The following is a 26768-nucleotide window of genomic DNA, read 5'->3' as shown; positions in this document are numbered from 1 at the left end:
TCCGTCAGCGGGTGCCTGCTACGGCTTGAGCACCAGCGTGTCGCTCGTGCTCTCGTCGACCGCCTTCTTCGAGAAGGACCACGGCAGCAGTTCGCCGTTGGCCCACTTGTCGGTCTGGTCGGTGTAGTGGGCGCTGTAGGCGTGTCCGGAGGCACCGGTGAGGTTGATCCAGCGGGACTTGTCGAGGTCACCGAGGTTGACCACCATCCGCATGGACGGCACCCAGATCACCCCGTAGCCGCCGGCCGCGTTCCAGCCGGAGGCGTTGACCGCCGCCTCGCCGCCGCTGAGCTTCCAGGGGCCGCGGTTGAGGGCGTACTTCAGGAAGCCGGGGCCCTCGGTGCCCAGGGTCTGGTTCTTCAGGAACAGGCGGTGCAGTCGGCCCCAGTTCCAGGTGTCGATGTCCTTGCCGAGCTTGGCGGTCAGCTCCCAGCGGGCGTCGATCATGGCGCGCTTGAACAGGTCGTCGCGGTTGTGGTCGGCGCCCTTGCGGGTGCCGTTGGCGGGCGTCGTCCACCAGTCGCTCTTGGGCTTGTCCATCAGCGTGCGGACCACCTCGAACCAGCGGTCGCCGCCGTCCGGCTGCGCCTGGCCGGCGTCGCGCTGGCCGCACTCGCGGACCTTGTTCGTCTCGTCCGCCGGACCGGTGGTGTTGACCGGGTCGACCCACAGGCACTGGCCCTCGACCCGCAGCTCCTTGGGCAGCTTGTTGCCGAAGGCGAGCTTGAGGATGTTGCGCCAGACCGCGTTGAAGTAGGCGGCGGCCGCCGAGTCGGCGTCCTGGGTGTAGTCCCAGCCCTCCAGCAGCTTCTGCGCCTCGCGGACGTCCTTGTCGGCGATGTCGATCTTCAGCAGCTGGGGCACGAGCAGCTTGGCCATCTCGCTGCTGTTGTCCAACTGCATCTGGCGCATGTCGTCCGTGGAGATCTTGCCGCCGTCCTTGATCTTCTGCTCGATCAGGGAGGTGATGCGCTGGCTGCGGGCGCCGTAGCCCCAGTCCGTGGTGAGCGTGTACGGGTAGTCGTCCTCGTCGACGACGGCCTGGTTGGCGGTCACGATGTAGCCGCGCTCCGGGTCGTACTCGTAGGGCAGCTCGTCCTGGTCGATGTACTCGCCGGTCCAGCGGTACTCGGGGCTCCAGCCCGGCGCCGGGACCGAGCCGTCGTGGCCCTCGGCGCGCACCGGGATGCGGCCGGGCAGCGTGTAGCCGATGTGCTCGCTGTCGGCGTAGACCAGGTTCTGCGAGGGCACGTCGAAGAGGGTGGCGGCCTCACGGAAGTCGTCCCAGTTCTGCGCCCGGTCGATCGCGAAGACGGCGTCCATGGTGGTGCCCGCCTCCAGCGCCGTCCAGCGCAGGGCGACACCGTAGCCGTCGCCGCGGTCGGGGGCGGAGCTGTCGACGGTCGCCTTCTTGCCGGTCTTCACCAGCTCGTCGTCGCGGTCGGAGAGGAGCGGGCCGTTGTTGGTCTCGCGGACGACGATCTTCTTGGAGTCGCCGCCGGCGACCTTGATGGTCTCCTCGCGCGTCTCGAAGGGGACCACCTTGCCGCCGTACTGGTAGCCCTCGCCGGTGATCTTCTCCAGGTAGAGGTCGGTGACGTCGGCGCCGGAGTTGGTCAGGCCCCAGGCGATCTCCTGGTTGTGGCCGATGACGACGCCGGGCATGCCCGCGAAGGTGTAGCCGGCCACGTCGTACTGGCACTTGGCGGAGACGGTGCGGCAGTGCAGGCCCATCTGGTACCAGACGGACGGCAGGGACGGCGACAGGTGCGGGTCGTTGGCCAGCAGCGGCTTGCCGGTGATGGTGTGCTTGCCGGAGACGACCCAGGAGTTGGAGCCGATGCCGTTGCCGTTCACGCCGACGGCGGTGGGGAGGTCGTCCAGGACCTCCTGGAGGCCCGCCAGTTGCCCCTGGAGGGCGTTGCCGGAGCCGGTGCCCGTGCCGGTGCCCGTACCTGTGCCGGTTCCCGTACCCGTTCCGGTGCCCGTGCCGTCGCCGCTGCCCGACGAACCGCCGTCGCCGCCGTCGAACGTCCGGGTCAGCTCGTCGTACTGGCCCTCCTGGACGATCGCCTTGTTGCGGTCGTACGGGTAGGCCGGGTAGAGGTCGGCGATCTGCTTGGGGCCGAGGCGGCTGGTCATCAGGGCGCGGTCGACCTCGTCCTGCATGTTGCCGCGCAGGTCCCAGGCCATCGCCTTCAGCCAGGCCACGGAGTCGACCGGGGTCCACTCCTGGGGCTTGTAGTCGTTGGTGAAGCCGAGGGCGGCGTACTCCAGGGAGATGTCCGCGCCGTCCTTGCCCTTCAGGTAGGCGTTGACGCCCTTGGCGTACGCCTGGAGGTACTTCTTCGTGGAGTCCGACAGCTTCTCGTCGTACTCCTTCTTCGCCACCCGGTGCCAGCCCAGGGTGCGCAGGAACTCGTCGTTCTCGATCTGGCTCTTGCCGAACATCTCCGACAGGCGCCCGGCGGTCATGTGCCGGCGGACGTCCATCTCGTAGAACCGGTCCTGCGCCTGGACGTAGCCCTGCGCCATGAACAGGTCCTCCTCGCTGGAGGCGTAGACCTGCGGGATGCCGTACCCGTCGCGCTTGACGTCGACCGGGCCCGACAGGCCGTCCAGCGTGATCGAGCCCTTGGTCTGCGGGAAGGACGCGCGCACGGTGCTGATCGACCAGTACGCCCCGTAGGCGAGGCCGCCTATGAGGGCCAGGACCAGCACGAGGACGAGCAGCCGGCCCTTGCGCCCCTTCCGCTTCTTCCTGCCGGACGTGCCGGACTGCTGACCCGGGGTGGCGGTGGTGGTGGGGGGCATCGCTGTCCTTGCTGTCCTAACACGAGCGGCAGGGGCGGGCTGTGCTTCGTACGGAGGCTGAGCGCAGAGCGCTGGAGCAACTGTAGGCGCAGACCCGGCACCGCCTTGACGCGGAGTCGGGTACCAGGACGCACGGGCGTTCGATCTTGCCAAGACGAGCGTCAAGAAAACGTCAAGAGTTAGGTAAGGTAACGAAGTAGTTACCCGCGCAGTACGGCGGATTCGTGTGCCATGGAGGTGCGCCTCGCGCACAACGCGGCCGCGTTCGCCCACGCTGTGATCCGTGCTGTGCGCCAGGGAAGGGAACGGCCGCTGACTGTCCACCACCTCAACCAGCTACTGCTCGTCTGCTCGCTCGTCCTGCTCATCGCCGTGGCGGCGGTCCGGATCTCCTCGCGCAGCGGGCTCCCCAGCCTGCTCGTCTACCTGGCCATCGGCATCGCCATGGGCCAGGACGGCATCGGCGACATCAAGTTCGACGACGCCGAACTGGTCCAGGTCATCGGGTACGGGGCCCTCGTCGTGATCCTCGCGGAGGGCGGCCTCGGCACGAAGTGGAAGGAGGCGAAACCGGCCCTGCCGGCCGCCTCCGCGCTCGCCCTGGCCGGGGTCGCGGTGAGCGTCGGCGTGACCGCGACGGGCGCGCACTACCTGACGGGGCTGGAGTGGCGGCAGGCGCTCATCATCGGGGCCGTGGTCTCCTCCACGGACGCCGCGGCCGTGTTCTCCGTGCTGCGCCGGATTCCGCTGCCCAAACGGATAACGGGCACGCTGGAGGCCGAGTCCGGCTTCAACGACGCCCCGGTGGTGATCCTCGTGGTCGCCTTCTCCACGGCGGGACCGATCGAGCACTGGTACGTACTGATCGGCGAGATCGCCCTGGAGCTGGCCATCGGCGCGGCCGTCGGACTCGCGGTGGGCTGGCTGGGGTCCTGGGGGCTGAAGCACGTCGCGCTGCCCGCCTCCGGCCTCTACCCCATCGCCGTCATGTCGATCGCCATCGCGGCCTACGCGGCCGGCGCGATGGTCCACGGCAGCGGCTTCCTGGCCGTCTACCTCGCCTCCATGGTGATGGGCAACGCGCGGCTGCCGCACTGGCCCGCCACCCGCGGGTTCGCCGACGGGCTCGGCTGGCTCGCCCAGATCGGCATGTTCGTGCTGCTCGGCCTGCTGGTCACCCCGCACGAGCTGGGCGACGACATCCTGCCCGCCCTCGTCATCGGCCTGGTGCTCACCATGGTCGCGCGGCCGCTGAGCGTCGTGCTGTGCCTGGTGCCCTTCCGGGTGCCGTGGCAGGAGCAGGCCCTGATGTCGTGGGCCGGGCTGCGCGGCGCGGTGCCCATCATCCTGGCGACGATCCCCATGGTGGAGGGCGTCGCGGGCAGTCACCGGATCTTCAACATCGTCTTCGTGCTGGTCGTCGTCTACACCCTGGTCCAGGGACCCACGCTGCCCTGGCTGGCCCGTGTGCTGCGCCTGGGCAAGGGCGACGAGGCCGCCGACCTCGGCATCGAGTCGGCGCCCCTGGAGCGGCTGCGCGGACACCTGCTGTCCGTGACGATCCCCGAGGGCTCGAGGATGCACGGCGTCGAGGTCAACGAACTGCGGCTGCCCACCGGGTCCGCCGTCACGCTGATCGTCCGCGACGGCACGTCGTTCGTACCGCTGCCGACCACGGGGCTGCGCCGCGGGGACGAGCTCCTGGTGGTCGCGACCGACCCCGTCCGGGACGCCGCCGAGGCGCGGCTGCGCGCGGTCGGCCACGGCGGCAAGCTGGCCGGCTGGCTGGGCACCGGGGGGACCGAGAGCGCCCGCCGCAATCGCAGGTGAGCATGGAGGGAGTGCCCCCTTTCACAGGCCGCTCCCCCTCCCGTCCCCTGTACGATGAAGGCCGCACCTGATCGAACCACCTCTGTCTGAAGCAGAGCTGGCGCGACCGTATGGCGGTCGGATCGCCCCCTCATCCCGCGGGCTCCGGCATCTACCGCAGTCCGCGCGAGTGGACAGCTCTCGGCGCTCCCGCACGATCACCCCCACGGGTCGGGACCGCGCTACCAGGCGGCAGAAAGGCACGGGCCGTGGCATCCACGGTCACCCGTCCGGGATACGGGCAGCTGCTGCGCACCCGCGGCGCCTGGACGTTCCTTCTCCCCGGCTTCGCGGCACGCCAGCCGTTCGCGATGCTGACCCTCTCCATCGTGCTGCTGGTGCAGCACACCACCGGCTCCTACGGCGTCGCCGGCGCCGTCGCGGCCGTCACCGGCGTCGCCATGGCCCTGTTCGCCCCCTACAGCGGACGGCTCGCCGACCGCTACGGGCAGCGCGCCGTCCTGCTGCCCGGCGTGCTGGTGCACGCGGCGTCCGGACTCACCCTCACCGTCCTCGCGCTCGCGGACGCGCCCCTGTGGGCGCTGTTCCTGGCGGCCGTGCCCACCGGCGCCTCGGTGCCGCAGGTCGGGCCGATGGTGCGGGCCCGCTGGGCCGTGCGGCTCAAGGACACCCCCCTGATGAGCACGGCGGCCGCCTTCGAGTCCGTCACCGACGAGCTGACCTTCGTCCTCGGCCCCCTGGTGGCGACCGCCCTGTGTACCGCCGTCGACCCCGCTGCGGGCCTGGTCACGGAGGCCGCGCTCACCCTGGTGGGCGGTCTGCTGTTCGCCGCGCAGAAGAGCACCCAGCCCTTGGTGGGTGGCGCCGCTGGCGTCGACGGCGGGCACGCGCGCGTGGAGCACGTTTCCGCGCTGCGCGTCCCCGGTGTGCGGGTCCTGATCGTCGTCTTCCTGGGCATCGGTTCCGTCTTCGGCGGCATGCAGGTGTCGCTGGCCGCGTTCACGGAGTCGATCGGCGAGCCCGGTCTGAACGGCGTCCTGTACGGCGTCTTCGCGGCGGGCAACATGATCTCCGGCCTGGCCTGCGGCGCCATCGCCTGGAAGGTGGCCCCGCAGCGGCGCCTCCTGGTCGGCTACACCGCCCTCGCGGTGACCGCGTCCGGGCTGTGGGCCGCCCACTCGGTGCTCGTGCTGGCCGGCCTCGGACTGCTCGTCGGCATGTGCATCGCGCCCGCCATCGTCACCGGCTACACCCTGGTCGAGGACCTGGTCCCGGCGGGCGCCCGCACCGAGGCCTTCACCTGGCTGACCGGCGCCGTCGCGCTGGGCCAGGCCGGGGCCGTGACCGTCGCGGGGCAGCTCGAGGACCGCGTCCGGGACGGTGCCGGTTTCCTGGTGCCGATGGGCGGCACGGTGCTCGCGCTGGCGGTCCTGGTGACGCTGCGCTCGCGGCTGGCGACCCGGTCCCCCGGCCGTACGGTGGCACGTGGTGTCGGTCACCGCGCGCCCGCCACAGTGGACTGATCCCGCGGAATAGGTCACTATGGACCGTCGTTAGCACTCATCGAGTGAGAGTGCCAGGAGGAAGACAGTGCCGACGTACCAGTACCAGTGCACCGAGTGCGGCGAGGGCCTCGAGGCGGTGCAGAAGTTCACCGACGACGCTCTTACCGAGTGCCCGAACTGCCAGGGCCGCCTGAAGAAGGTGTTCTCGGCCGTCGGCATCGTCTTCAAGGGCTCCGGCTTCTACCGCAACGACAGCCGCGGCAGCTCCTCGAGCAGCTCGCCGGCGTCGTCCTCGAAGGCGGCCTCGTCCTCGGCTTCTTCGTCGTCCTCGTCGTCCTCGGACTCGGGTTCGTCTTCCTCTTCGTCGTCCTCGGGCTCCGGCAGCTCCTCTGCGGGCTCCACCGCCGCGTAGCACCCGCTTCTTACCGAGTTCCTTGCAGAAAGCTCCGGCGTTCACGCCGCGCCGGGGATGAATTCGTCTCAAGACTGTTCTGACGTGCAGTTCATCGTTCAGCTCATCCATGAGGCGAATTTGCGTAGGATCTTGGGTGTGCAGCTCCGTTACAACTACCGGGCCTACCCGGACGCCGCACAGCGCCGTGCGTTCGGGTGCGCTCGGGTGGTGTGGAACGACTACCTGCGTGACCGAAAGGAAGCGCACGCGGCGGGGCTGCCGTACGTGACGTCGGCCGAACTGTCCCGACTTCGCATCACCCAGGCCAAGCGCACCGCCGAGCGCGCCTGGCTTGCCGACGTGTCCGCGGTCGTCCTGCAACAGTCCCTGCGGGACCTGGACACCGCTTACGGGAACTTCTTCGACTCGGTCAAGGGCCGGCGGCAGGGACGCAAGGTCGGGCCGCCCGGTACAAGTCGAAGAAGGACACCCGGCAGTCGATCCGTCTCAACGCCAACGCCTTCTGCCTCCAGGGCGACGGCACGGTGTACGTGGCCAAGGTCGGCAACCTCAAGGTCAAGTGGTCCCGCAGGCTTCCGGCCGCGCCCACGTCCCTGACCGTCACCAAGGACAGTTGCGGCCGGTACTTCCTCAGCTTCGTCGTGGACACCGAACCGGACATCCTCCCCGAGGTGGAACCGGAGACGGGTATCGACCTCGGCCTGTCCGCCTTCGCCGTCCTGTCCGACGGCCGGAAGATCGACAGCCCCCGCTTCATGCGTCGAGCGGAGAAGAAACTCAAGCGCCTCCAGCGGGAACTGTCCCGCAAGCAGAAGGGATCGAAGAACCGGGCCAAGGCCCGCATCAAGGTCGCACGCCAGCACGCCAAGGTGACCGACCGGCGCCGGGACTGGCACCACAAGGCCTCCACACAGATCATCCGCGACAACCAAGCGGTGTATGTGGAAGACCTCGCGGTGTCCGGCCTGGGTCGCACCCGGCTCGCCAAGTCCGTGTACGACGCGGGATGGTCCGCATTCGTCGGCATGCTGGAATACAAGGCGGCTCTGCACGGCCGCACCTTCGCCAAGGTGAACCGCGCCTTCCCGTCCTCACAGGTCTGCTCGGCCTGCGGATTCCGGGACGGCCCCAAGCCGCTGCACGTCCGCCAGTGGACGTGCACCACATGCGGCGCCGTGCACGACCGCGACCACAACGCAGCCCGCAACGTCCTGTTCGAAGGACGCCGTATCGTCGCCGCCGGGCGGGCGGAGACACCAAACGCCTGTGGAGCGCCGGTAAGACGGGCACACGTGCCCGCACAGCGCGGTGAAGCAGGAAGCCCCCGGAAGGGTCAGCCGACCCAGGCCGGAATCCCTGCCTTGCAGGCCAGGGAGCACGTCAAGAGACCCTGTCGTCGCCCCGGACCCGACCCCGACGACGGGGTCCTCGGCGTGGTGCGAGACGGTTAGGGTGCGGGCATGGCGAACAAGGTGAAGGCCGACAACGGGCAGGCCCGGTACGTGCGGGCCGACCACGGGCAGGCCGAGATCGGCGTGATCGGGGGCTCGGGGTTCTACTCGTTCCTCGACGACGTGACCGAGGTCCGGGTGGACACCCCGTACGGGCCGCCCAGCGACTCCCTCTTCCTCGGCGAGGTCGCCGGCCGTCGGGTCGCCTTCCTCCCCCGGCACGGCCGCGGCCACCATCTGCCCCCGCACCGGATCAACTACCGCGCCAACCTGTGGGCGCTGCGCTCGGTGGGCGCCCGCCAGGTCTTCGGCCCGTGTGCGGTGGGCGGCCTGCGCCCCGAGTACGGACCGGGCACGCTGCTGGTGCCGGACCAGTTCGTCGACCGTACGAAGTCCCGCCCCTCCACCTACTTCGACGGGCTGCCGATGCCCGACGGCACCGTGCCCCACGTGGTGCACGTGTCGCTGGCCGACCCGTACTGCCCCACCGGGCGGGCCGCCGCGCTGAAGGCGGCCCGGGGGCAGGAGTGGGAGCCGGTGGACGGCGGCACCCTGGTCGTGGTCGAGGGGCCCCGCTTCGGGACCCGGGCGGAGTCCCTGTGGCACCGGGCGCAGGGCTGGTCGGTGGTGGGCATGACCGGCCACCCGGAGGCGGCACTCGCCCGTGAGCTGGAGCTCTGCTACACCTCGCTGACCCTGGTGACCGACCTCGACGCCGGTGCGGAGAGCGGTGAGGGCGTCTCGCACGAGGAGGTGCTGCGGGTGTTCGCGGCGAACGTGGACCGGCTGCGGGGCGTTCTGTTCGACGCGGTGGCCGCGCTGCCGGCGACCGGGGAGCGGGACTGCCCGTGCGGGTCGGCGCTGGGCGGGATGGATCCGGGGATCGCGCTGCCGTAGGGGGTGGACGGCCCGGGGCCCGGAGCAGGGACGAGGACGGGGGCTGGGGCTGGGCCCGGGGCCGGGGGAACGCCACGTTCCGGTGAGGGAGTTGTCCACAACCGGTAGGTGATCCACGGGCTCCGGCGGGGCCCGGCGAAAAGCCTCATCGTGGGAGCGCAAGCCGGTCCCTCGTCACAGGTGGTGGTCCCCGTGTTCCGTCCCGCCCTGCCCTCGCCCTCCCACTCCCCCTCTCCCCTCCCTTCCGCGTTCCCTTTGTCGCTTCCGCCCGGCGGCACCGACGCGCCGCCGACCTGCGAGGTGCCGCACTTCACCCCGGTGCGGGTGCGCGGCGGGCTGCACCGGCTCGTGCGTCACCGGCGACGTGCCCTCGCCGTCGGACTGGCCGTCACCGCCGCGGCGGTGGTGGCGGCGGGCCCGCATCCGGTCACCGGCGAGCAGGAGACGCGGCGGTCACGCGGCCATCCGGTGACCGAGCCGGCGGGCGAGCGGCACGGCACCCGGCTCGTGGCGGCGCCGGTGCGGATCGCCGACGCGGCCACGGTGCGGCTGCTCAGGCCGGGCGACCGCGTCGACGTCGTCGCGGCCGGGGGCGGCGGTGCGGGCGACGCCTCCGTGCTCGCGCGCGGTGTGCGTGTGACGAAGGTGCCCGAGCCCGTGGAGGGTTCCGCGGCGGGTGGGGCGCTGGTCGTGGTCTCGGTGCCGCGCGCCACCGCACACCGACTGGTCGGCGCCGCTACCACGGCCCGGTTGGCGGTGACCCTGTGCTGAGCCCGTCAAGTCGCTCGTTCGAGGGACCGGATTGGACAGGATGGCCCAACGCTGCCGTAGGTTGCGGAGCGTTTGGTTCCTACACCTGTTCAAGCGAGGAGTGCTCCCACCGTGAGCGAGAATAAGGAGCCGAGCGTCTGGCAGGGCTTCAAGGCCTTCCTGATGCGCGGCAACGTCATCGACCTGGCGGTGGCGGTCGTCATCGGCGCCGCCTTCACCAAGATCGTCAACTCGGTGGTGGAGGGGGTCATCAACCCCCTGGTCGGGGCGTTCGGCACGCAGAGCCTGGACAGTTACAGCTCCTGCCTGAAGGGCCCGTGCACCGGGACCGGCGACAGCGCGACGGGCGTGCGGATCCTGTGGGGCCATGTGCTGGGCGCGACCCTCACGTTCCTGATCACCGCGGCCGTCGTCTACTTCCTGATGGTGCTGCCCATGTCGAAGTACCTGGCCCGGCAGGAGGCCCGCCGCAAGGCGAAGGAGAGCGCCGAGGAGGTCATCGAGGTCTCCGAGCTGGAGGTGCTCAAGGAGATCCGCGACACGCTGATCGCCCAGCGCGGCTCGGGGCACGACCGCCCGTAGCGTCCGGGCACGCGGTTCAGAGGTGGTGGGGCGGCTTCTCGTCGAGGAAGCGCTTCAGGTCGGCCGCGCTGTCGGCCTCGGGCCGCTCGCCCCAGCCGCGGTCGGTGTCGTCCGAGGTCTGCTGGTCCAGCGGGTCGTCGAAGACCAGCGCGGGCCTGGGCGCGGGCGGCTCGGGTTCAGGGGTCGTACTCATGGCTCCAGGGTACGGCTCCCACCCCGGACCCGGTCCGGTCCGTCCGGCCGGCCCCGACGAGGCGTCCCGCCCGCAGGGCCCGCCCGGCGGGCGGGTGGGTCCGCAAGCACGTTCGCGCCGTCTCTGTTGTGCTGGGAGCCATGATGTCCAGTCCCGCCTCTCCGCCCGAGCCCTCCGCCCCGCCGCCCGACGTCCACCCTCCGGTGCGCCGGCTGAAGGCCCGCCACCGGCACGAGGCACACCGCACCGCCACGCCGCTGGAGCTCTTCTTCGACCTGTGCTTCGTCGTCGCCATCGCCCAGGCCGGCGTCCAGCTGGTGCACTCGGTCGCCGGGGGGCACGCCGGCGAGGGTGTCCTCAACTACGCGATGGTCTTCTTCGCCATCTGGTGGGCGTGGATGAACTTCGCGTGGTTCGCGTCGGCCTACGACAACGACGACGTGCTCTACCGGGTCGTCACCCTGGTGCAGATCGCCGGGGTGCTGGTCCTGGCGGCCGGGGTCTCCCGGGCCTTCGAGGACCACGACTGGCTGGCCGTGATCATCGGCTACGCGATCATGCGGGTCGCCATGTCCGCGCAGTGGCTGCGGGCGGCGCGTTCGGCCGGCGGGGCGGAACGGGCGATGGCGCTGCGGTACGCCGGTGGGGTGCTGCTCTGCCAGGTCGGCTGGCTGGGACTGCTGTTCGTGCCGGACGGCGGCCGGGGCTGGCTGTTCCTGGTGATGGTGGTGCTGGAGCTGTGCGTGCCCGCGTTCGCCGAGCGCGCGCATCCGTCGGCCTGGCATCCGCACCACATCTCGGAGCGGTACGGGCTGCTCACGATCATCGTCCTGGGCGAGACCATCGCCGCGGCCACGGTCGCGGTGAAGTCGGGCATCGAGGAGAACGACGCGCTGGGCGAGGTGCTGCCGATCGCCGCGGGCGGGCTGCTGATCGTCTTCGCGGCCTGGTGGATCTACTTCGTGGTCCCCGTCCACAGTCACCTGCGGTCCAACCGGCAGTCCTTCCTCTGGGGCTACGGCCACTACCTGGTGTTCGCCTCGGCGGCGGCGATCGGGGCGGGACTGGAGGTGGCGGTGGAGCAGGCCGTGGGCAAGGCGCACGTCTCGACGCTCGCGGCGTCCTTCGCGGTGACCCTGCCGACGGCGGTCTTCCTGCTCACGGTGTGGGCGCTGCACGCCCGGCACTTCAAGGTGGGCGTCGCCGAGCAGCTCGTGCTGCCCACGGCCGCGCTGCTGGTGCTCGCCTGCACCTTCCTGGGCGGCGAGGCGGTGCTCGTGGCGGGGATCGTGCTGGCGCTGGCCGTGTCCGCCGGGGTGGCGCTGACCGCGCGGCGGACCGATCGGGAGCGGCGCCGGACGGCGGCACCGGCCGCCTGAGCCACAGCTCCACGCCCACCACGCCCCGTACCCGCCGCGGCGTCGTACCTGCCCGCCGCGGCGCCGTACCGCCATGGCCCGCGCCCGCTCACGCCACCGACCGCTGCAGCGCCGCCGACCGCTGCCATGCCACCGCCTCCTGCCGCGCCGCCGTCCCCCGCCGCGTCGTCCCCCGCCGCGCCGCCCTTCGCCGCCGACCGCCGCCCCGGTCGCCGCCGGACTCCGTACCGTCGGCCGCCGGGTCCCGTACCGACGCCGGTGGCTGGACGAGACTGGCCGTATGACAGTTGACGCATTGACGGACGTCGCCGGTCTGCTGGTGGGGCACGCGACGCGTACCGGGGACGGGTGGCTGACGGGGACGACGGTGGTGCTCGCTCCGGAGGGCGGGGCGGTCGCCGGTGTGGATGTGCGCGGCGGCGGCCCCGGCACCAAGGAGACCGACGCCCTCGACCCGCGCAACCTGGTGCGGAAGGTCCAGGCGGTGGTGCTGACGGGCGGCAGCGCCTACGGGCTCGACGCGGCCTCGGGGGTGATGGCCTGGCTGGAGGAGCGGGGACGCGGGGTGCGGGTCGGTCCGGACCCGGCGCACGTGGTGCCGGTGGTGCCCGCGGCCTGCGTCTTCGACCTGGGCCGCGGGGGCGACTTCCGGGCCAGGCCGGACGCGGCGACCGGGTACGCGGCCGCGGAGGCGGCCCACGCGACCGTGCCGGGCGCGGAGGTGGCCGAGGGGTGCGTCGGGGCCGGCACGGGAGCCGTCGTCGGCACGCTGAAGGGCGGGGTGGGCACCGCGAGCACCCTGCTCGACTCGGGGATCACGGTGGCGGCGCTGGTGGTGGCCAACGCGGCGGGGTCGGTGACGGATCCGGAAACGGGGGTGCTGTACGGGGAGTTGTTCCGGGGCGGGCGGGTGGAGTACCCGGCGCCGGACGTCCACGAGGCCGCGGGACGGCGGCTGGCCGAGGTCGCGGCGAGGAACGCGCCGCCCCCGCTGAACACCACGCTCGCCGTGGTCGCCACCGACGCCGACCTGTCGAAGGCGCAGGCCCAGAAGCTGGCCGGCACCGCGCACGACGGCATCGCGCGTGCCGTACGGCCGGTGCACCTGCTCAGCGACGGTGACACGGTGTTCGCCCTGGCGACCGGGGAGCGTCCGCTCGACGCCGGGCAGCCGCTCGCGCTGAACGAGGTGCTGGCGGCGGGCGCGGACGTGGTGACGCGCGCGATCGTGCGCGCGGTCCGGGCCGCCGGGCCGGTGGGCGGTCCGGGCGGGGCCTGGCCGTCGTACGCGGAGCTGTACGGGCGTGCGTCCAGGGCCGGTTGACCCGTCCGTGTTGCGATTGTCCGGGTTTTGTCACGCGTCGGCGTTCCGGGCGGCCGGCGGGAACCCCACCGGCCGCCGGGGCCCTCTACACGGCTGAAGCGAACAGCGCACAACACCCGAACCTGGAGCAGCCCGTGACAACGCCGGACATAGCCACGCGGCGCGTACTGGGGGCCTGTGCCGCCCTGGTGGTCGGCGCCCTCACCCTCACCGCCTGCGGCGGAAGCGCCAGTGCCGACGACAAGAAGGACGGCAAGGGCGGCACCGGGTCCGCCGACACCTCGGTCGCGAAGCTCGTGATCTCGGCCAAGGACGGGTCGACCGGCGCCTCGATCAACTCGACCGGGGTGAAGGTCAGCGACGGCACGCTCACCGACGTGCGGATGACCGTGGCGGAGAGCGGTGCCTCCGTACCGGGCGCGGTGTCCGGCGACGGCGGCAGCTGGAAGCCGAAGGAGCAGCTGGAGCGGGGCACGAAGTACCGGATCACGGCCCGCGCGAAGGACGCGAACGGCCGCACGGCCGCCGCCGACTCGGTCTTCACCACCGTCTCCTCGGACAACAGCTTCGTCGGCACGTACACCCCGGACGGCGGCAGCACGGTCGGGGTGGGGATGCCGGTGTCGTTCACGTTCGACAAGGCGATCACCGACAGGAAGACCGTGCAGTCGCGCATCACCGTCACCTCCAGCAGCGGGCAGGAGGTGGCCGGGCACTGGTTCGGCGCGCAGCGGCTCGACTTCCGGCCCGAGGAGTACTGGAAGGCCGGTTCCAAGGTCACCATGAAGATCGACCTGGACGGGGTGGAGGGCGCGAACGGCCTCTACGGCGTGCAGAAGAAGACCGTCACCTTCACCGTGGGCCGCGCGCAGGTCTCCACGGTGGACGCGAACACACAGACCATGACGGTCGTGCGGGACGGCAAGACGCTCAAGTCGGTCCCGATATCGGCGGGCAGCGCCGCGAACCCGACGTACAACGGGCAGATGGTGATCTCGGAGAAGTCCGAGCAGACGCGCATGAACGGGTCGACGGTCGGGTTCGGCGGCGAGTACGACATCCCGGACGTGCCCCACGCGATGCGGCTGAGCCAGTCGGGCACCTTCATCCACGGCAACTACTGGTACAACCGCGGCAACCCGCCGTTCGGCGCCCAGGGCACCAGCCACGGCTGCGTCGGGCTGGCGGACGCCCAGGGCGCGCAGGGCGACACCCCGGGCAAGTGGTTCTTCGACAACTCGCTCGTCGGGGACGTCGTGATCGTCAAGAACTCCCCCGACGACACCATCGCGCCGGACAACGGCCTCAACGGCTGGAACATGCCGTGGAGCGAGTGGACCGCCCGAACCGCCGAGAACACCGTCTGACGGGGCTGTGAGCAGCAAGTTTTGACGGTTCGTCGGGCCGCGCGGAAACTTTTCGCGCGGCCCCCGCGTTTTTCGTGCGTACGTTTTCTCGGTTCCCGGACATGATGTCCGACCGAGGGGCTACGGTATGCACCCACAAGGTGACATGCAGCAACGCCGGGAGAAACCTTGAGCGTTCCGTACGAGACGGCAGCGTACGAACCACCCGAGTCGCCCGAGTCTCCGGAGGAGCACCTCATGCGGCTGCTCGGACGCGCCCTGAACTCATTCGAGCTGCCCGACGAGGTCCTGCGGCGGCTGGACTGCGCGCTGGCGCACGACGGTTCACTGCACTCCGCGCACCACAGCGCGGGGCTGCACCGGGAGACGTACCGCCACACCTGGCTGCTCGCCGACGGCTCGGCGCTCACGCTCTGGGAGCTGGTCCACAACACCGCCCCGGGCAGCGAACCGCAGCACGAGGTCTACGTGGACGAGGAGGAGCTGCGCACCGCGGGCTCCCGGCTGGCGCTGCCGCCCGACACCCCGGACTTCGAACTGCCGGTGCAGGTGCAGCTGTCGCCCGTCCCCACGCCGCGTCACGCGTACGTCCCCGACGCCTCGGCGGACCACGCCCGCCGGCTGCTGCGCCGCGCGGAGAACGCGGACCGGCCGGGCGCCGACCTCGCCGACCGGCTGTCGACGGCGTGCGGGCACCAGATCACCCAGGCCTTCGGCGGTCCCGGCCGGGCGAACCGGGCGCGGGTCGGCTTCTCGCTCTACGAGCACGCGTTCCTGCTGCGCGACGGCGTGGAGGTCTCCCTGTGGGAGGTCGAGCACACGGCCACGCCGGACGGACGCCACATGTGTGAGGTGTACGACAGTGAGGACACGGCCCGCCGGGCGATGGAGCGGCGCGCGGAGCAGGTGTCCCCGTAGGGCAACGGCCGGTCCCTCCCGAGAGGAGGGACCGGCCCGGACTGCGCGGGGCGGGGCGGGGGTTCACCCCTGCTGGGTTCGCCCGGCGCGCCCTACGCGGCCACCGGCTGCTTCGCGCCCGGCGTCGGGGCCGACGGGTCCGCGCCGCCCGGCCCTTGGGCCGCCGCTCCCGTCACCGGCTTGCGCAGCCCCTTGAGGACGATCACCAGGGCCGTGGTGACACAGACTCCGGCCGCGATGGCGACCAGGTAGAGCAGCGGGTTGCCGATGAGCGGCACGACGAAGATGCCGCCGTGCGGCGCGCGCAGCGTCGCGCCGAAGGCCATCGACAGAGCGCCGGTGACCGCGCCGCCCGCCATGGAGGCGGGGATGACGCGCAGCGGGTCGGCCGCGGCGAACGGGATCGCTCCCTCGGAGATGAAGGAGGCGCCCAGCACCCAGGCGGCCTTGCCGTTCTCGCGCTCGGCGGCGTTGAAGAGCCGGCCGCGCACCGTGGTGGCCAGGGCCATCGCCAGCGGCGGGACCATGCCGGCCGCCATCACCGCCGCCATGATCTTCATCGCCGAGTCGCTGGGGCTGGCGACCGCGATGCCCGCGGTGGCGAAGGTGTAGGCGACCTTGTTGACCGGGCCGCCGAGGTCGAAGCACATCATGAGGCCGAGCAGCGCGCCGAGCAGGATCGCGTTGGCGCCGGACAGGCCGTTCAGCCAGTCGGTCATGCCCGACTGCGCGGAGGCGATGGGCTTGCCGATCACGACGAACATCAGGAACCCGACGACCGCCGCCGAGATCAGCGGGATCACCACCACCGGCATGATGCCGCGCAGCGCCTTCGGTATCGGCACCCGCTGGATCGCCAGCACCACCCCGCCGGAGAGCAGACCGGCCGCCAGACCGCCGAGGAATCCGGCGTTGATGGTCAGCGCGATCGAGCCGCCGACGAAGCCCGGGACCAGGCCCGGCCGGTCGGCCATGCCGTAGGCGATGTAGCCGGCCAGCACCGGGACGAGGAAGGCGAAGGCCACGCCGCCGATCTGGAACAGCAGCGCGCCCCAGCTGTCGGCCTGGGTCCACACGAAGTGGTCCATCACGGAGGGCGCCTTGTTGATCTCGTAGCCGCCGATGGCGAAGCCCAGGGCGATCAGCAGGCCGCCCGCGGCGACGAAGGGGACCATGTAACTGACGCCGGACATCAGCCACTTGCGGAGCTTGGTGCCGTAGCCCTCGCCGGACTCGCCGCCGCGCTCGACGGGCGTCGCGCCCGGGGACGCGGAGGTGACCTCGCCGCGGGCCGCCTTGCCGCGGACCTCGCCGATCAGCTCGCCGGGCCGGTTGATGGCGGCCTTGACGCCGGTGTCGACGGTGGCCTTCCCGGCGAAGCGTTCCTTGTCGCGCACGGGCACGTCGTGGGCGAAGATCACGCCGTCCGCCGCCGCGATCACGGCCGGGTCGAGGCGGGTGAAGCCGGCCGACCCCTGGGTCTCGACGACGAGGTCGACGCCGGCCTCGCGGCCCGCGTTCTCCAGCGACTCGGCGGCCATGTAGGTGTGCGCGATGCCGGTGGGGCAGGAGGTGACGGCGACGATACGGAAGGGGCGCCCGGCTTCGCCGGGGTCCTCGCCGGTGCTGCCCGGGGCGGCCTCGGCGGAGGCCGCCGCCGAGACCGCCCCGGTGTCCCTGGCCTCCTCGGTGGTGTCCTCGGGGATGCTCTCCGTGGTGCCCGCGGCCGCGGTCGGCTCCTCCCCGCGGATCAGCGCGGCGGCGCCCGCCGCGTCGCCCGCCGAGCGCAGCGCGGCGGTGAACTCGGCGTTCATCAGCTGCCGGGCCAGCGAGGAGAGGATCGTCAGGTGGGCGTCGTCGGCGCCCGCCGGAGCGGCGATGAGGAAGATCAGGTCGGCCGGTCCGTCCGCCGCCCCGAAGTCGACGCCGGCCGTGCTGCGCCCGAAGGCGAGCGTCGGCTCGGTGACGTGCTCGCTGCGGCAGTGCGGGATGCCGATGCCGCCGTCGAGGCCGGTCGGCATCTGCGCCTCACGGGCGGCGACGTCGGCGAGGAAGCCCTCCAGGTCGGTCACCCGGCCCAGGGCCACCATGCGTTCCGCGAGGGCGCGCGCCGCCGCTTCCTTGGTGTCGGCGGACAGGTCGAGGTCGACCAGGTCCGCGGTGATCATGTCGCTCATCGCGGGCTCCTTAGCTCGCGTATCGCCCGGTACGTGGGGTGAGGGGCGGGGGCGGGGAGGGGGACGGGGGCACAGCGGTGGGGGCTGGGGGCGGCCCCGGGGAGCGGGGCGGATGCATGGCGGGGAGTCATGGCGCCGGCTCCCCCAGTACGCGGTCCACGGGCACCTCGGCCGTGACGGTCACGGCGGCCGGGTCCAGGTCGTGCGGCGTCGGCATCACGCTGCCGGGCAGCTGGACGGCGGCGGCGCCGTGCGCGACGGCGGAGGCGAGGGCGCCGGGGCCGGTCCCGCCCGCGACGAGGAACCCGGCGAGGGAGGAGTCCCCGGCGCCGACGTTGCTGCGTACGGCGTCCACGCGGGCGGTGCCGAACCAGGTGCCCGCGTCGTCCACGAGCAGCTGGCCGTCGGCGCCCAGGCTGGCGAGCACGGCGCGGGCGCCCAGCTCCCGCAGCTCCTCGGCGGCCTTCACGGCGTCACCGACCGTGGCCAGCGGACGCCCGACGGCCTCGGCCAGCTCCTCGGCGTTCGGCTTGACCACGTCGGGCCGCTCGCGCAGCGCCCGCAGCAGCGCCGGCCCGGAGGTGTCCAGGGCGATGCGGACCCCGGCAGCGTGCGCGCGGGCGACCAGGTCGGCGTACCAGGAGGGGGCGAGTCCGCGGGGCAGGCTGCCGCAGCAGGCGATCCAGTCCGCGCCCGGCGACTGGCGCCGTACGGTCTCCAGGAGCAGTTCGCGTTCGGCCGGGGTGAGTTCGGGACCCGGGGCGTTGATCTTCGTGAGGACGCCGTCGGCTTCCGCGAGCGCGATGTTGGAGCGGGTGGGCCCGGTGATCGGGACCGGCGCGACCTCGATGCCCTGCGCGTCGAGCAGGTCGGCGACGAGGGCGCCCGGTGCCCCGCCCAGCGGCAGCACCGCGACGGTGCGCTGCCCGGCGGCGGTCACCGCGCGCGAGACGTTCACGCCCTTGCCGCCGGGGTCGACCCGTTCGCCGGTGGCGCGGACGACCTCGCCGCGGTCGAGGGAGGGCACCTCGTAGGTGCGGTCCAGCGACGGGTTGGGGGTGACGGTCAGGATCATGCGCGTACTACTTCCGTGCCGGCGCGCTCGAGGTCGCCGGCGTCCTCGGGGGTCAGTCCGTTGTCGGTGATCAGCAGGTCCACGTCGCTCAGGGCGCCGAAGCGGGCGAAGTGCTCCTGGGCGTACTTGGAGGAGTCGGCGAGCAGCACCACGCGCCGGGCGGCGGTCAGGGCGGCCCGCTTGACGGCGGCCTCGGCCAGGTCGGGGGTGGTCAGGCCGTGCTCCACGGAGAACCCGTTGGCCGCCAGCACGGCCACGTCGGCGCGGATCTCGCCGTACGCGCGCAGCGCCCAGGCGTCCACGGCGGCGTGCGTACGGTGCCGCACGCGTCCGCCGACGAGGTGGAGCTGGATGCCGGGGTGGTCGGCGAGGCGGGCGGCGATGGGCAGGCTGTGGGTGACCACGGTCAGCGAACTTTCCGGCGGGATCGCCGCGGCCATGCGGGCCACCGTGGAGCCGGCGTCGAGGATCAGCGTGCCCTCGAACGGCAGTTCCGCCAGGGCCGCCTTGGCGATGCGGTCCTTCTCGTCGGCGGCCGTGGACTCGCGCTCGGCGAGGCCCGGTTCGAAGTCGAGCCGCCCGGCCGGGATGGCGCCGCCGTGCACCCGGCGGAGCAGACCCGCGCGGTCGAGCGCCTTGAGGTCGCGGCGGATGGTCTCCGCCGTCACCTGGAACTCCTCGGCCAGCGACACCACGTCCACCCGGCCGCCGTCCCGGGCGAGCCGGAGGATCTCCTGCTGCCGCTCCGGTGCGTACATGACCGTTCACCTCCGACCCGTGCCCGAACCTGTGGTTTCACTCGGAGGCTACGTCTGGTTGTCCGAAATGTAAACAGGGATCGGAAGCAGTCAGACACAACCAGGCATGAACGGGCATTGACGTGACGAGAGACGGGTCCGGCACGGAGCTGCCGGACCCGCCTCTCGTCCGCCTCGGACCCGCCTCTCGTCCGCCTCGGTCTCAGACCAGCGCGGGCTCCTTCTCCTCCTCCACCCGGTCCTCCGCCCCGCTCCCCTCCACGTGCTGGACGGGCCGTGCGGGCAGCGCGAACATCAGCAGGAAGATGACGGCCAGTACCGCGGCGACCCAGCCCAGCGCGTTCTGGAAGGCGTCCACGTAGGCCGGCCCGATGCGGGCGGGGTTCAGGTGGTCGCTCATCGTGCCGAAGAAGACCACCGACACCAGCCCGAGCCCGAGCGCGTTGCCCATCTGCTGCACGGTGTTGATGAGCCCGGACGCCGACCCGGCGTGCTCGCGCGGCACCTGGGAGAGCACCGCGTCGGTCAGCGGCGCGACGATCAGCCCCATGCCGAGGCCCATGACGGCCAGCGGAAGCGCCATCTGCCAGGACGTGATGGCGAGCCCGTAGCGCCCGGCCTCCCAGACGTAGAGGAGCACTCCGGCCGCCATCACCAGCGCGCCCGCCTGGAGCACCTTGCGCCCGAAGCGCGGGACCAGCTTCTGCACCGAGATCCCGGCGGCGGTGGACACGGCGATCGAGAACGGTACGCCGGTCAGCCCGGCCCGCAGCGGGGTCCAGCCGAGACCCACCTGCATGTACAGCGTCCACACCAGGAAGAAGACGCCGAGTCCGACCCCGAAGACGGTCTGCACGGCGATGCCGGCCGCGAAGCTCTTCACCTTGAACAGCGACAGCTCCACCAGCGGCGAACCGTCCCGCGCGCTCTTGCGCCGCTCGTGGGCGACCAGGACCGCGAGGACCACGAGGGAGCCGGCCATCGAGAGGTGGCCCCACAGCGGCCAGCCCAGCTCCTCGCCCCGGGTGAGCGGGTAGATCAGCATCAGCAGTCCGAGGGTGACCAGCGCGACCCCGACCAGGTCGAGCCGGAGGGCGCGCGGCGCCTTGGACTCGGTGATGAAGCGGCTGCCGAGGACGAGGCCCGCGATGCCGACCGGCAGGTTGATGAGGAAGATGGGCCGCCATTCGAGCCCGAAGAGGTTCCACTCGGTGAGCAGGGCGCCAAGGAGCGGCCCCGACACGGCACCGAGTCCGACGATCGCGCCGAACAGCCCGAAGACCTTGCCGCGTTCGTGCGCCGGGAAGGTGGCGTGCACGATCGACAGCACCTGCGGCACCATCAGTGCCGACATGCCGCCCTGGAGGATGCGGGAGGCGACCAGCATCTCCGGGTTCGCCGCGAGGCCGCACAGCGCCGACGCCAGGGTGAAGCCGCCGATGCCCACGAGGAAGATCCGTTTGCGGCCGTGGATGTCGCCGAGCCGCCCGCCGGTGATCAGCCCGGCCGCGAAGGCCAGGGCGTACCCGGCGGTGATCCACTGGATCTGGCTGAAGGTGGCGCCCTCGTCCTTCTGGATCGAGGGGATGGCGATGTTGACGATGGTGACGTCTACCAGGTCCATGAACGCCGCGGTCATCACGATCGCGAGCGCGAACCAGCGACGCCGGTCGCCCGCGGCGGGCGCGCCGGTCGCGGCGGGTGAGAGGGGCGTGTCGGCCGCGGCGGGCGGGACGGGTGCCGGGTCCGGGGTGTGCGTGGAGGTCATGGGAAGAACGTATGAGCCCAGTAGGCCGGATCGTGTCCTAGTTCTGCGGCATCCTCGGACGCATGACGACGGACACTCCGGCCCGGCTGCTGACGCTCCTCTCCCTCCTCCAGACGCCCCGCGAATGGCCCGGCGGCGAGCTGGCCGACCGGCTCGGGGTCTCCCGGCGCACGGTCCGGCGGGACATCGACCGCCTGCGCGAACTGGGCTATCCGGTCCAGGCGACGATGGGCGCCGACGGCGGCTACCGGCTGGTGGCGGGCAAGGCCATGCCGCCGCTCGTGCTCGACGACGAGGAGGCGGTGGCCATCGCGGTCGGGCTGCGGGCCGGCGCCGGGCACGCGGTCGCGGGACTGGACGAGGCGTCGGTGCGGGCGCTGGCCAAACTGGAGCAGGTGCTGCCGTCCCGGCTGCGCCACCGGGTCGCCACGCTCCAGTCCGCGACCACGCCGCTGACCAGCGGGGACGGGCCGAGCATCGCACCCGAGACGCTGACCGTGATGGCCTCGACGGTGGCCGGGCACGAGCGGCTGCGGTTCGCGTACCGCGCGGCGGACGGCACCGGGACGCGACGCGTGACGGAGCCGTACCGGCTGGTGTCGACCGGGCGGCGCTGGTACCTGGTCGCCTACGACCTCGACCGGGACGACTGGCGGACCTTCCGGGTCGACCGGGTGAGCGAGCCCTTCGCCACGGGGGCACGCTTCGCTCCCCGGGAGCTGCCGACCGGGGACGCGGCCGAATACCTGCGGCGCTCGATGCAGCGGCGGAACGACTCCTACGAGATCGCGGTCGTCTTCCACGCCCCGGCCGAGGCCGTCGCGCCTCTGCTGCCGCACTGGATGGGGACGCCCGAGCCGGTGGACGGCCGCACGTCGTGCGTGGTCCGGGCGACCGTGTCCGGCTCGGTGAAGTGGGTCGCGGCCCGCCTGGCGACGACCGGCCTGGAGTTCCGGGTCCGCGAACCGGCGGAACTGGTGGAGTGCGTACGGGAGCTGGGAGCACGTCTGGGCCGTGCGGCGGAGGGCGAGTAACCGGCGGGCCATCGGCTTACAGAGCGCCCCGGGCGCGACCCGGGCGGTGGCGACCGACGACGACCCTGGGGACGGCACCGGCCCGGTCACCCGCACCCCGTCAGGTCAGGTCACGTCAGGTCACGTCACGGTGGCGTCGGGTCGGTTTCCCAGGTGAACCCCCGCAGCGTCTCCAGGTTCAGCAGCGCCTGCTCCAGGGGGCTGCGCGCGCCCTGCGGGGTCGATGCCGCCCAGTGCTCCACGGCGACGCGCACGGCCGCGCCCGCCACCGCGCCGGCGAAATGCAGCCGGGGGGTGGCGGCCAGTCGTGCGGCAACGTTGTCGTCGCCGCACGACATCCGCGCGGCCAGCGCCTCCACCAGCCCCCGCTCCGTGGCGTGGCAGACCTCCGCCCACACCTTGCGCAGCGCCGGACTGCTCCCGGCCAGGCGGATGAGGGTGGCCGCCCACTCCCAGGAGGGTGCCGAGACGCCCGCGCCCGGGGTCAGCGTGTGCCGCACGGCGTGCTCCAGGGCCTCGGGCGGGGACAGTTCGGCCGGGGCTTCGCGCACCGCGTGCACCCAGCGCTCGGCGCCGAGCGCGTAGAGCGGGGCGATCGCCTCCTCCTTGGCCGCGAAGTAGCGGTAGAAGGTGCGCGGGGCGACTCCCGCGGCCCTGGCGATGTCCTCGGCCCGGGTGGCCCGCAGGCCCTGGCCGGCGAAGAGGCGGGCCGCAGCCCGGGCGATCTCCATCCGGGTCTCGGCCTTGCGCCGCTCGGTCAGGGAGACGGACCCGGACGGCCCCGGCCCGGGGTCGGGAAACACTGGAACGGTGCTGCTCACTTCGGCAGGCTATGCCGCTGTGGCAGAATCTGCCATTCGGCGGGCCACCCCGGGGTTCAGGTTCGGGGTGCCCCGCCCCTCCCGCGCTGCCCCGCTCCTCCCGCTCCGGCCCGCCGCCGGCCTCCCGTCACGGGAAGAGCCGGGCTGCGGCGCCCCGGGGGGAGGGGCGCCGAGCCCGGCTCGGGAAGTCCCGGCGCCGGGGGGAGTGCGTCGGGACGTGGTCCAGTGTGCTGTGCCGGGGGCGCGGTACGAGCCGTATCCGGGCCCGGCCCGGGACCCGCGGGAACGGGCCGGACAACGGGCTCGAACGTCTCTTGCCCGGCCCCGGCGGGTTGAAGCAGCGTTGTACGGCCATGTTTGCGCCGGGTTCAGCACCCGGCGTACGCCCCACCCGCCACGTCACGCCCCCGTGTCACGAGGCGGCCGGACCGCGCGGCCCGGCCGTCGCCCCCGGCGACTTTACGCGGCCGCCTCGAAGCCGGTGTCGCGGGCCAGCTTCTTCAGCTCCAGCAGCGCGTGCTTCTCGATCTGGCGGATGCGCTCGCGCGTGAGACCGTGCTCCTTGCCGACCTCGGTCAGCGTGCGCTCGCGGCCGTCGTCGATGCCGTACCGCATCTTGATGATGGAGGCCGTGCGCGGGTCGAGGCGGCCGATGAGGTCGTCCAGCTCCTCGCTGCGCAGCAGGGTCAGCACCGACTGCTCGGGGGACACGGCCGAGGTGTCCTCGAGCAGGTCGCCGAACTGGGTCTCGCCCTCGTCGTCCACCGACATGTTCAGCGAGACCGGGTCGCGGGCCCAGTCGAGCACGTCGGTGACGCGCTCCGGGGTCGAGCCCAGCTCGGCCGCGATCTCGGCGGGCTCCGGCTCGCGCCCGTGCTCGCGGTTGAACTCGCGCTGCACGCGCCGGATCCGGCCCAGCTCCTCCACCAGGTGGACGGGCAGCCGGATGGTGCGCGACTGGTCGGCGATGGAGCGCGTGATGGCCTGACGGATCCACCAGGTCGCGTACGTCGAGAACTTGAAGCCCTTGCGGTAGTCGAACTTCTCGACCGCGCGGACCAGGCCGGCGTTGCCCTCCTGGATCAGGTCGAGGAGCGGCAGGCCGCTGCGCGGGTAGCGGCGGGCGACGGCGACGACCAAGCGGAGGTTGGAGCGGATGAAGACGTCCTTCGCCCGCTCGCTCTCGTCGATCAGGGCCTGGAGCTCCTCGCGGGTGGCGTCCGCCCCGGTCTCCGCGCAGCCTTCGAGGACCTGCCGCGCGAACACACCCGCCTCGATGGTCTGGGACAGCTCGACCTCCTTGGCGGCGTCGAGCAGCGGTGTCCGGGCGATCTCGTCGAGGTACATGCCGACCAGATCGCGGTCGGCGAGCTCGCCGCCGTTCGCGCGGACGCTGGTTGCCGAGCCGGAGGTCTCGCCGGTGGCGGACTTACGACGGGCGACGGCACGGGTTGCCATGCGTGCTCCCTTGCGATGGTGGTTCAGCGGGTGGTCCTGTGGACGCCCGGGCGCCTTGCGGGGTTGTCTCCGTTGTCTCCGACCCCTCTCGGGTTCGTTCTCGGGACTCTCCTCGGGTGCCCTGCATCCGATGGAAACAACGACTGGAATCCGGACAGAATTCCCAACCCGCCCCTCGATTTTTCTGATCATGCAGTACCCTGTGCCGCCACACGAGGAGGGGTGATGCCACCAGGAACCGCCGAGGTCCAGGTCAGACCGGGAGTCGAGGGGGATCTCAAGGCCCTCACCGACCTCTACAACCACTACGTGCGTGAGACGCCCGTCACCTTCGACACCGAGCCCTTCGCCCCGGAAGAGCGCCGCCCTTGGCTGCTCTCCCACCCTGAAGACGGCCCGTACCGCCTGAGGGTTGCCGCGGACGCGGACTCACAGGAGATTCTGGGGTACGCCACTTCCAGCCCCTACCGTGCGAAGGCCGCCTACGGGACCTCGGTGGAGACCACCGTCTACGTCACCCCGGACGCCGGCGGCCGCGGCATCGGCACACTCCTCTACACGTCCCTCTTCGACGCCCTGGCCGGCGAGGACCTGCACCGCGCCTACGCGGCCGTCGCCCAGCCCAACGCGGCGTCGGGGCGACTGCACGCGCGCTTCGGCTTCCGGCACGTCGGCACGTACCGGGAGGTGGGCCGGAAGTTCGGGCGGTACTGGGACGTGGCCTGGTACGAGAAGCCGCTGTAGCCCCGGCGGCGGCATCCGGGGGTGCCGCTCGCACCCCGTCGGCCGGCCGTCAGCCGAACTGCACCGACCGCTTGGCCAGCCCCATCCAGAACCCGTCGATCACCGACCGCCGCGTGTCCAGCTCGCCGGCCGCGTCCGCCGCGCCCATGGTCACGAACAGGGGCGCGAAGTGCTCGGTGCGCGGGTGGGCGAGCCGCCCCGCCGGGGACTTGCGCGCGAAGTCGAGCAGCCCGTCCACGTCGCCGCCGTCCAGTGCGCGCCGCCCCCAGTCGTCGAACTCCGCGGACCAGGAGGGGATGCCGCCCTGGCGCAGCGCGGCCAGGTTGTGGGTGAAGAAGCCGGAGCCGATGATCAGGACGCCCTCGTCGCGCAGCGGCGCGAGCCGGCGGCCGATCTCCATGAGCCGCCCCGGGTCGAGGGTCGGCATGGAGACCTGGAGGACCGGGAGGTCGGCGCCGGGGTACATCTCGACCAGCGGCACGTAGGCGCCGTGGTCGAGGCCCCGGTCGGGGACGTCCTGCACCGGCGTACCGGGGGCGCGCAGCAGTTTGCGCACGGACTCGGCGAGCGCGGGGGCGCCGGGGGCCGCGTAGCGCACCTGGTAGTAGTGCTCGGGGAAGCCCCAGAAGTCGTAGACCAGCGGGACGGTCCGGACGGCACCGAGGGCGAGCGGGGCCTCCTCCCAGTGGGCGGAGACGACGAGGATCGCCTTGGGGCGGGGCAGGGCGGCGGACCAGGCGGCGAGTTCGCCGGGCCAGACGGGGTCGTCGGCCAGGGGCGGGGCGCCGTGGCTGAGATAGAGGGCGGGCATGCGCTCCTGCGGGGCGGCGGCGGTCATGACGGCTCCTCCAATACTTGAACTCTCAATCTCTATGCCGTCAATCTACCCCCGTTTTGTTTAATATTCAAGGAACCGTCTCGTACAGTGGACGCATGAACGACGAAGCCCGATGGCTCACCGCCGAGGAGCAGCTCGTCTGGCGCTCCTACATCGAGGCCGCCACCCTCCTCGAGGACCACCTCGACCGGCAGCTCCAGCGCGACGCGGGCATGCCCCACGTCTACTACGGCCTGCTGGTCAAGCTGGCGGAGTCACCGCGCCGGCGGCTGCGGATGACGGAGCTGGCCAAGTACGCCAAGATCACCCGCTCCCGGCTCTCGCACGCGGTCGCCCGTCTGGAGAAGAACGGCTGGGTCCGCCGCGAGGACTGCCCCTCCGACAAGCGCGGCCAGTTCGCCATCCTCACGGACGAGGGGTACGAGGTGCTGCGCCGCACCGCGCCGGGCCACGTGAACGCCGTGCGCCAGGCGGTCTTCGACCGGCTCACCCCGGAACAGCAGAAGTCCCTCGGCGAGATCATGCGGATCGTCGCCGAGGGACTTCAGCCGAGCGAAGCGGGTGCGGACCTGCCCTGGCTGCGCTGAGCGCGCGGCCGGGGCAGGTCCGGGGGAACCGTGCGGGCGGGGCGTCCCCTCCCCGCCCGCAC

General features: G+C 72.2%; 22 protein-coding genes and 1 pseudogene. 14 read left to right on the top strand and 9 right to left on the bottom strand.

The genetic code is table 11. From position 1 onward, the window contains the following. Window positions 1–18: 18 nt before the first annotated feature. A complete protein-coding gene (locus OHA99_RS21775) occupies window positions 19–2814 on the bottom strand; it encodes a penicillin acylase family protein (RefSeq protein ID WP_405697347.1) in 2796 nt (931 codons plus the stop codon). Window positions 2815–3045: 231 nt separating this feature from the next. On the opposite strand from OHA99_RS21775, the gene OHA99_RS21770 reads away from it, so the two are divergent. From OHA99_RS21770 to mscL, 7 genes and pseudogenes are all read left to right on the top strand, one after another. Beyond that, window positions 3046–4644, top strand: a complete 1599-nt coding sequence (locus OHA99_RS21770) for a potassium/proton antiporter (protein ID WP_405697344.1) — start codon at window positions 3046–3048, stop codon at window positions 4642–4644. A 248-nt stretch (window positions 4645–4892) separates the two neighbouring features. Next, a complete protein-coding gene (locus OHA99_RS21765; protein WP_405697342.1) occupies window positions 4893–6167 on the top strand; it encodes an MFS transporter in 1275 nt (424 codons plus the stop codon). A 67-nt stretch (window positions 6168–6234) separates the two neighbouring features. Next, window positions 6235–6561, top strand: coding sequence for an FmdB family zinc ribbon protein (locus tag OHA99_RS21760; RefSeq protein ID WP_405697340.1), 327 nt, complete (start codon window positions 6235–6237; stop codon window positions 6559–6561). 138 nt (window positions 6562–6699) lie between these two features. Further along, window positions 6700–8015: pseudogene (locus OHA99_RS21755) on the top strand (RNA-guided endonuclease InsQ/TnpB family protein). A 9-nt stretch (window positions 8016–8024) separates the two neighbouring features. Next, the gene (locus tag OHA99_RS21750; RefSeq protein ID WP_228126197.1) at window positions 8025–8912 is read left to right on the top strand and encodes an S-methyl-5'-thioadenosine phosphorylase; all 888 of its coding nucleotides are present in this window, start codon (window positions 8025–8027) and stop codon (window positions 8910–8912) included. A 255-nt stretch (window positions 8913–9167) separates the two neighbouring features. Continuing rightward, window positions 9168–9683, top strand: a complete 516-nt coding sequence (locus OHA99_RS21745; protein ID WP_322746720.1) for a hypothetical protein — start codon at window positions 9168–9170, stop codon at window positions 9681–9683. 111 nt (window positions 9684–9794) lie between these two features. Then, complete coding sequence (gene mscL / locus OHA99_RS21740; protein WP_405697337.1) at window positions 9795–10265, top strand: large conductance mechanosensitive channel protein MscL; 471 nt, start codon at window positions 9795–9797, stop codon at window positions 10263–10265. A 16-nt stretch (window positions 10266–10281) separates the two neighbouring features. Here the strand turns inward: mscL and OHA99_RS21735 are convergent, their stop codons facing one another. Further along, the gene (locus tag OHA99_RS21735; RefSeq protein WP_153179401.1) at window positions 10282–10458 is read right to left on the bottom strand and encodes a hypothetical protein; all 177 of its coding nucleotides are present in this window, start codon (window positions 10456–10458) and stop codon (window positions 10282–10284) included. 143 nt (window positions 10459–10601) lie between these two features. Here OHA99_RS21735 and OHA99_RS21730 point away from each other — a divergent pair, with 143 nt between their 5' ends. The 4 genes from OHA99_RS21730 to OHA99_RS21715 all read left to right on the top strand — a co-directional run bounded on the left by OHA99_RS21730 (window position 10602) and on the right by OHA99_RS21715 (window position 15446). Beyond that, complete coding sequence (locus tag OHA99_RS21730) at window positions 10602–11837, top strand: low temperature requirement protein A (RefSeq protein WP_153181917.1); 1236 nt, start codon at window positions 10602–10604, stop codon at window positions 11835–11837. Window positions 11838–12117: 280 nt separating this feature from the next. Further along, on the top strand, window positions 12118–13161 hold the full coding sequence (locus OHA99_RS21725; protein WP_405697334.1) for a P1 family peptidase: 1044 nt from the start codon (window positions 12118–12120) through the stop codon (window positions 13159–13161). 134 nt (window positions 13162–13295) lie between these two features. After that, on the top strand, window positions 13296–14528 hold the full coding sequence (locus OHA99_RS21720) for an Ig-like domain-containing protein (RefSeq protein ID WP_366472141.1): 1233 nt from the start codon (window positions 13296–13298) through the stop codon (window positions 14526–14528). 168 nt (window positions 14529–14696) lie between these two features. Then, a complete protein-coding gene (locus OHA99_RS21715) occupies window positions 14697–15446 on the top strand; it encodes a DUF6227 family protein (protein WP_164384370.1) in 750 nt (249 codons plus the stop codon). A gap of 92 nt (window positions 15447–15538) precedes the next feature. On the opposite strand, the gene OHA99_RS21710 is transcribed toward OHA99_RS21715, so the two are convergent. From OHA99_RS21710 to OHA99_RS21695, 4 genes are all read right to left on the bottom strand, one after another. Further along, a complete protein-coding gene (locus OHA99_RS21710) occupies window positions 15539–17623 on the bottom strand; it encodes a fructose-specific PTS transporter subunit EIIC (protein ID WP_366472142.1) in 2085 nt (694 codons plus the stop codon). Between the two features lie 127 nt (window positions 17624–17750). Further along, on the bottom strand, window positions 17751–18698 hold the full coding sequence (gene pfkB / locus OHA99_RS21705; RefSeq protein WP_153179396.1) for a 1-phosphofructokinase: 948 nt from the start codon (window positions 18696–18698) through the stop codon (window positions 17751–17753). Continuing rightward, a complete protein-coding gene (locus tag OHA99_RS21700; protein WP_164384368.1) occupies window positions 18695–19456 on the bottom strand; it encodes a DeoR/GlpR family DNA-binding transcription regulator in 762 nt (253 codons plus the stop codon). The genes pfkB and OHA99_RS21700 overlap by 4 nt, the downstream gene beginning before the upstream one ends. A gap of 202 nt (window positions 19457–19658) precedes the next feature. Continuing rightward, window positions 19659–21224 carry an MFS transporter gene (locus OHA99_RS21695; protein ID WP_153179394.1) on the bottom strand — a complete coding sequence of 522 codons (1566 nt, stop codon included), beginning with the start codon at window positions 21222–21224 and terminating at the stop codon, window positions 19659–19661. 62 nt (window positions 21225–21286) lie between these two features. On the opposite strand from OHA99_RS21695, the gene OHA99_RS21690 reads away from it, so the two are divergent. Further along, window positions 21287–22258 (top strand): YafY family protein, encoded by a 972-nt coding sequence (locus OHA99_RS21690; protein ID WP_153179393.1) that lies wholly within the window; start codon window positions 21287–21289, stop codon window positions 22256–22258. Window positions 22259–22383: 125 nt separating this feature from the next. Here OHA99_RS21690 and OHA99_RS21685 read toward each other — a convergent pair whose 3' ends face one another. Beyond that, on the bottom strand, window positions 22384–23079 hold the full coding sequence (locus tag OHA99_RS21685) for a TetR/AcrR family transcriptional regulator (RefSeq protein ID WP_153179392.1): 696 nt from the start codon (window positions 23077–23079) through the stop codon (window positions 22384–22386). 459 nt (window positions 23080–23538) lie between these two features. Beyond that, window positions 23539–24537, bottom strand: coding sequence for an RNA polymerase sigma factor RpoD/SigA (locus OHA99_RS21680; protein ID WP_153179391.1), 999 nt, complete (start codon window positions 24535–24537; stop codon window positions 23539–23541). A gap of 225 nt (window positions 24538–24762) precedes the next feature. Here OHA99_RS21680 and OHA99_RS21675 point away from each other — a divergent pair, with 225 nt between their 5' ends. Further along, window positions 24763–25281 carry a GNAT family N-acetyltransferase gene (locus OHA99_RS21675; RefSeq protein WP_153179390.1) on the top strand — a complete coding sequence of 173 codons (519 nt, stop codon included), beginning with the start codon at window positions 24763–24765 and terminating at the stop codon, window positions 25279–25281. Between the two features lie 49 nt (window positions 25282–25330). Here OHA99_RS21675 and OHA99_RS21670 read toward each other — a convergent pair whose 3' ends face one another. Continuing rightward, a complete protein-coding gene (locus OHA99_RS21670) occupies window positions 25331–26092 on the bottom strand; it encodes a dioxygenase (protein ID WP_153181916.1) in 762 nt (253 codons plus the stop codon). Between the two features lie 122 nt (window positions 26093–26214). Between OHA99_RS21670 and OHA99_RS21665 the strand changes: the two genes are divergently transcribed. After that, window positions 26215–26706 (top strand): MarR family winged helix-turn-helix transcriptional regulator, encoded by a 492-nt coding sequence (locus tag OHA99_RS21665; RefSeq protein WP_405697324.1) that lies wholly within the window; start codon window positions 26215–26217, stop codon window positions 26704–26706. Window positions 26707–26768 lie beyond the last annotated feature (62 nt).

It is taken from the genome of Streptomyces coelicoflavus (genome assembly GCF_045041415.1).
GTDB lineage: Bacteria > Actinomycetota > Actinomycetes > Streptomycetales > Streptomycetaceae > Streptomyces > Streptomyces coelicoflavus.
Note: the sequence above shows the minus strand (reverse complement) of the source record. Positions and strands in the feature narration are given on the sequence as shown.

Excerpts from the sequence above, each read along its gene's own strand:
- OHA99_RS21775 (WP_405697347.1), bottom strand. The coding sequence starts at position 2,814 with ATGCCCCCCACCACCACCGCCACCCCGGGTCAGCAGTCCGGCACGTCC.
- OHA99_RS21770 (WP_405697344.1), top strand. The coding sequence starts at position 3,046 with ATGGAGGTGCGCCTCGCGCACAACGCGGCCGCGTTCGCCCACGCTGTG.
- OHA99_RS21750 (WP_228126197.1), top strand. The coding sequence starts at position 8,025 with ATGGCGAACAAGGTGAAGGCCGACAACGGGCAGGCCCGGTACGTGCGG.
- OHA99_RS21735 (WP_153179401.1), bottom strand. The coding sequence starts at position 10,458 with ATGAGTACGACCCCTGAACCCGAGCCGCCCGCGCCCAGGCCCGCGCTG.
- OHA99_RS21730 (WP_153181917.1), top strand. The coding sequence starts at position 10,602 with ATGTCCAGTCCCGCCTCTCCGCCCGAGCCCTCCGCCCCGCCGCCCGAC.
- OHA99_RS21725 (WP_405697334.1), top strand. The coding sequence starts at position 12,118 with ATGACAGTTGACGCATTGACGGACGTCGCCGGTCTGCTGGTGGGGCAC.
- OHA99_RS21710 (WP_366472142.1), bottom strand. The coding sequence starts at position 17,623 with ATGAGCGACATGATCACCGCGGACCTGGTCGACCTCGACCTGTCCGCC.
- pfkB (WP_153179396.1), bottom strand. The coding sequence starts at position 18,698 with ATGATCCTGACCGTCACCCCCAACCCGTCGCTGGACCGCACCTACGAG.
- OHA99_RS21700 (WP_164384368.1), bottom strand. The coding sequence starts at position 19,456 with ATGTACGCACCGGAGCGGCAGCAGGAGATCCTCCGGCTCGCCCGGGAC.
- OHA99_RS21695 (WP_153179394.1), bottom strand. The coding sequence starts at position 21,224 with ATGACCTCCACGCACACCCCGGACCCGGCACCCGTCCCGCCCGCCGCG.
- OHA99_RS21690 (WP_153179393.1), top strand. The coding sequence starts at position 21,287 with ATGACGACGGACACTCCGGCCCGGCTGCTGACGCTCCTCTCCCTCCTC.
- OHA99_RS21680 (WP_153179391.1), bottom strand. The coding sequence starts at position 24,537 with ATGGCAACCCGTGCCGTCGCCCGTCGTAAGTCCGCCACCGGCGAGACC.
- OHA99_RS21675 (WP_153179390.1), top strand. The coding sequence starts at position 24,763 with ATGCCACCAGGAACCGCCGAGGTCCAGGTCAGACCGGGAGTCGAGGGG.
- OHA99_RS21670 (WP_153181916.1), bottom strand. The coding sequence starts at position 26,092 with ATGCCCGCCCTCTATCTCAGCCACGGCGCCCCGCCCCTGGCCGACGAC.
- OHA99_RS21665 (WP_405697324.1), top strand. The coding sequence starts at position 26,215 with ATGAACGACGAAGCCCGATGGCTCACCGCCGAGGAGCAGCTCGTCTGG.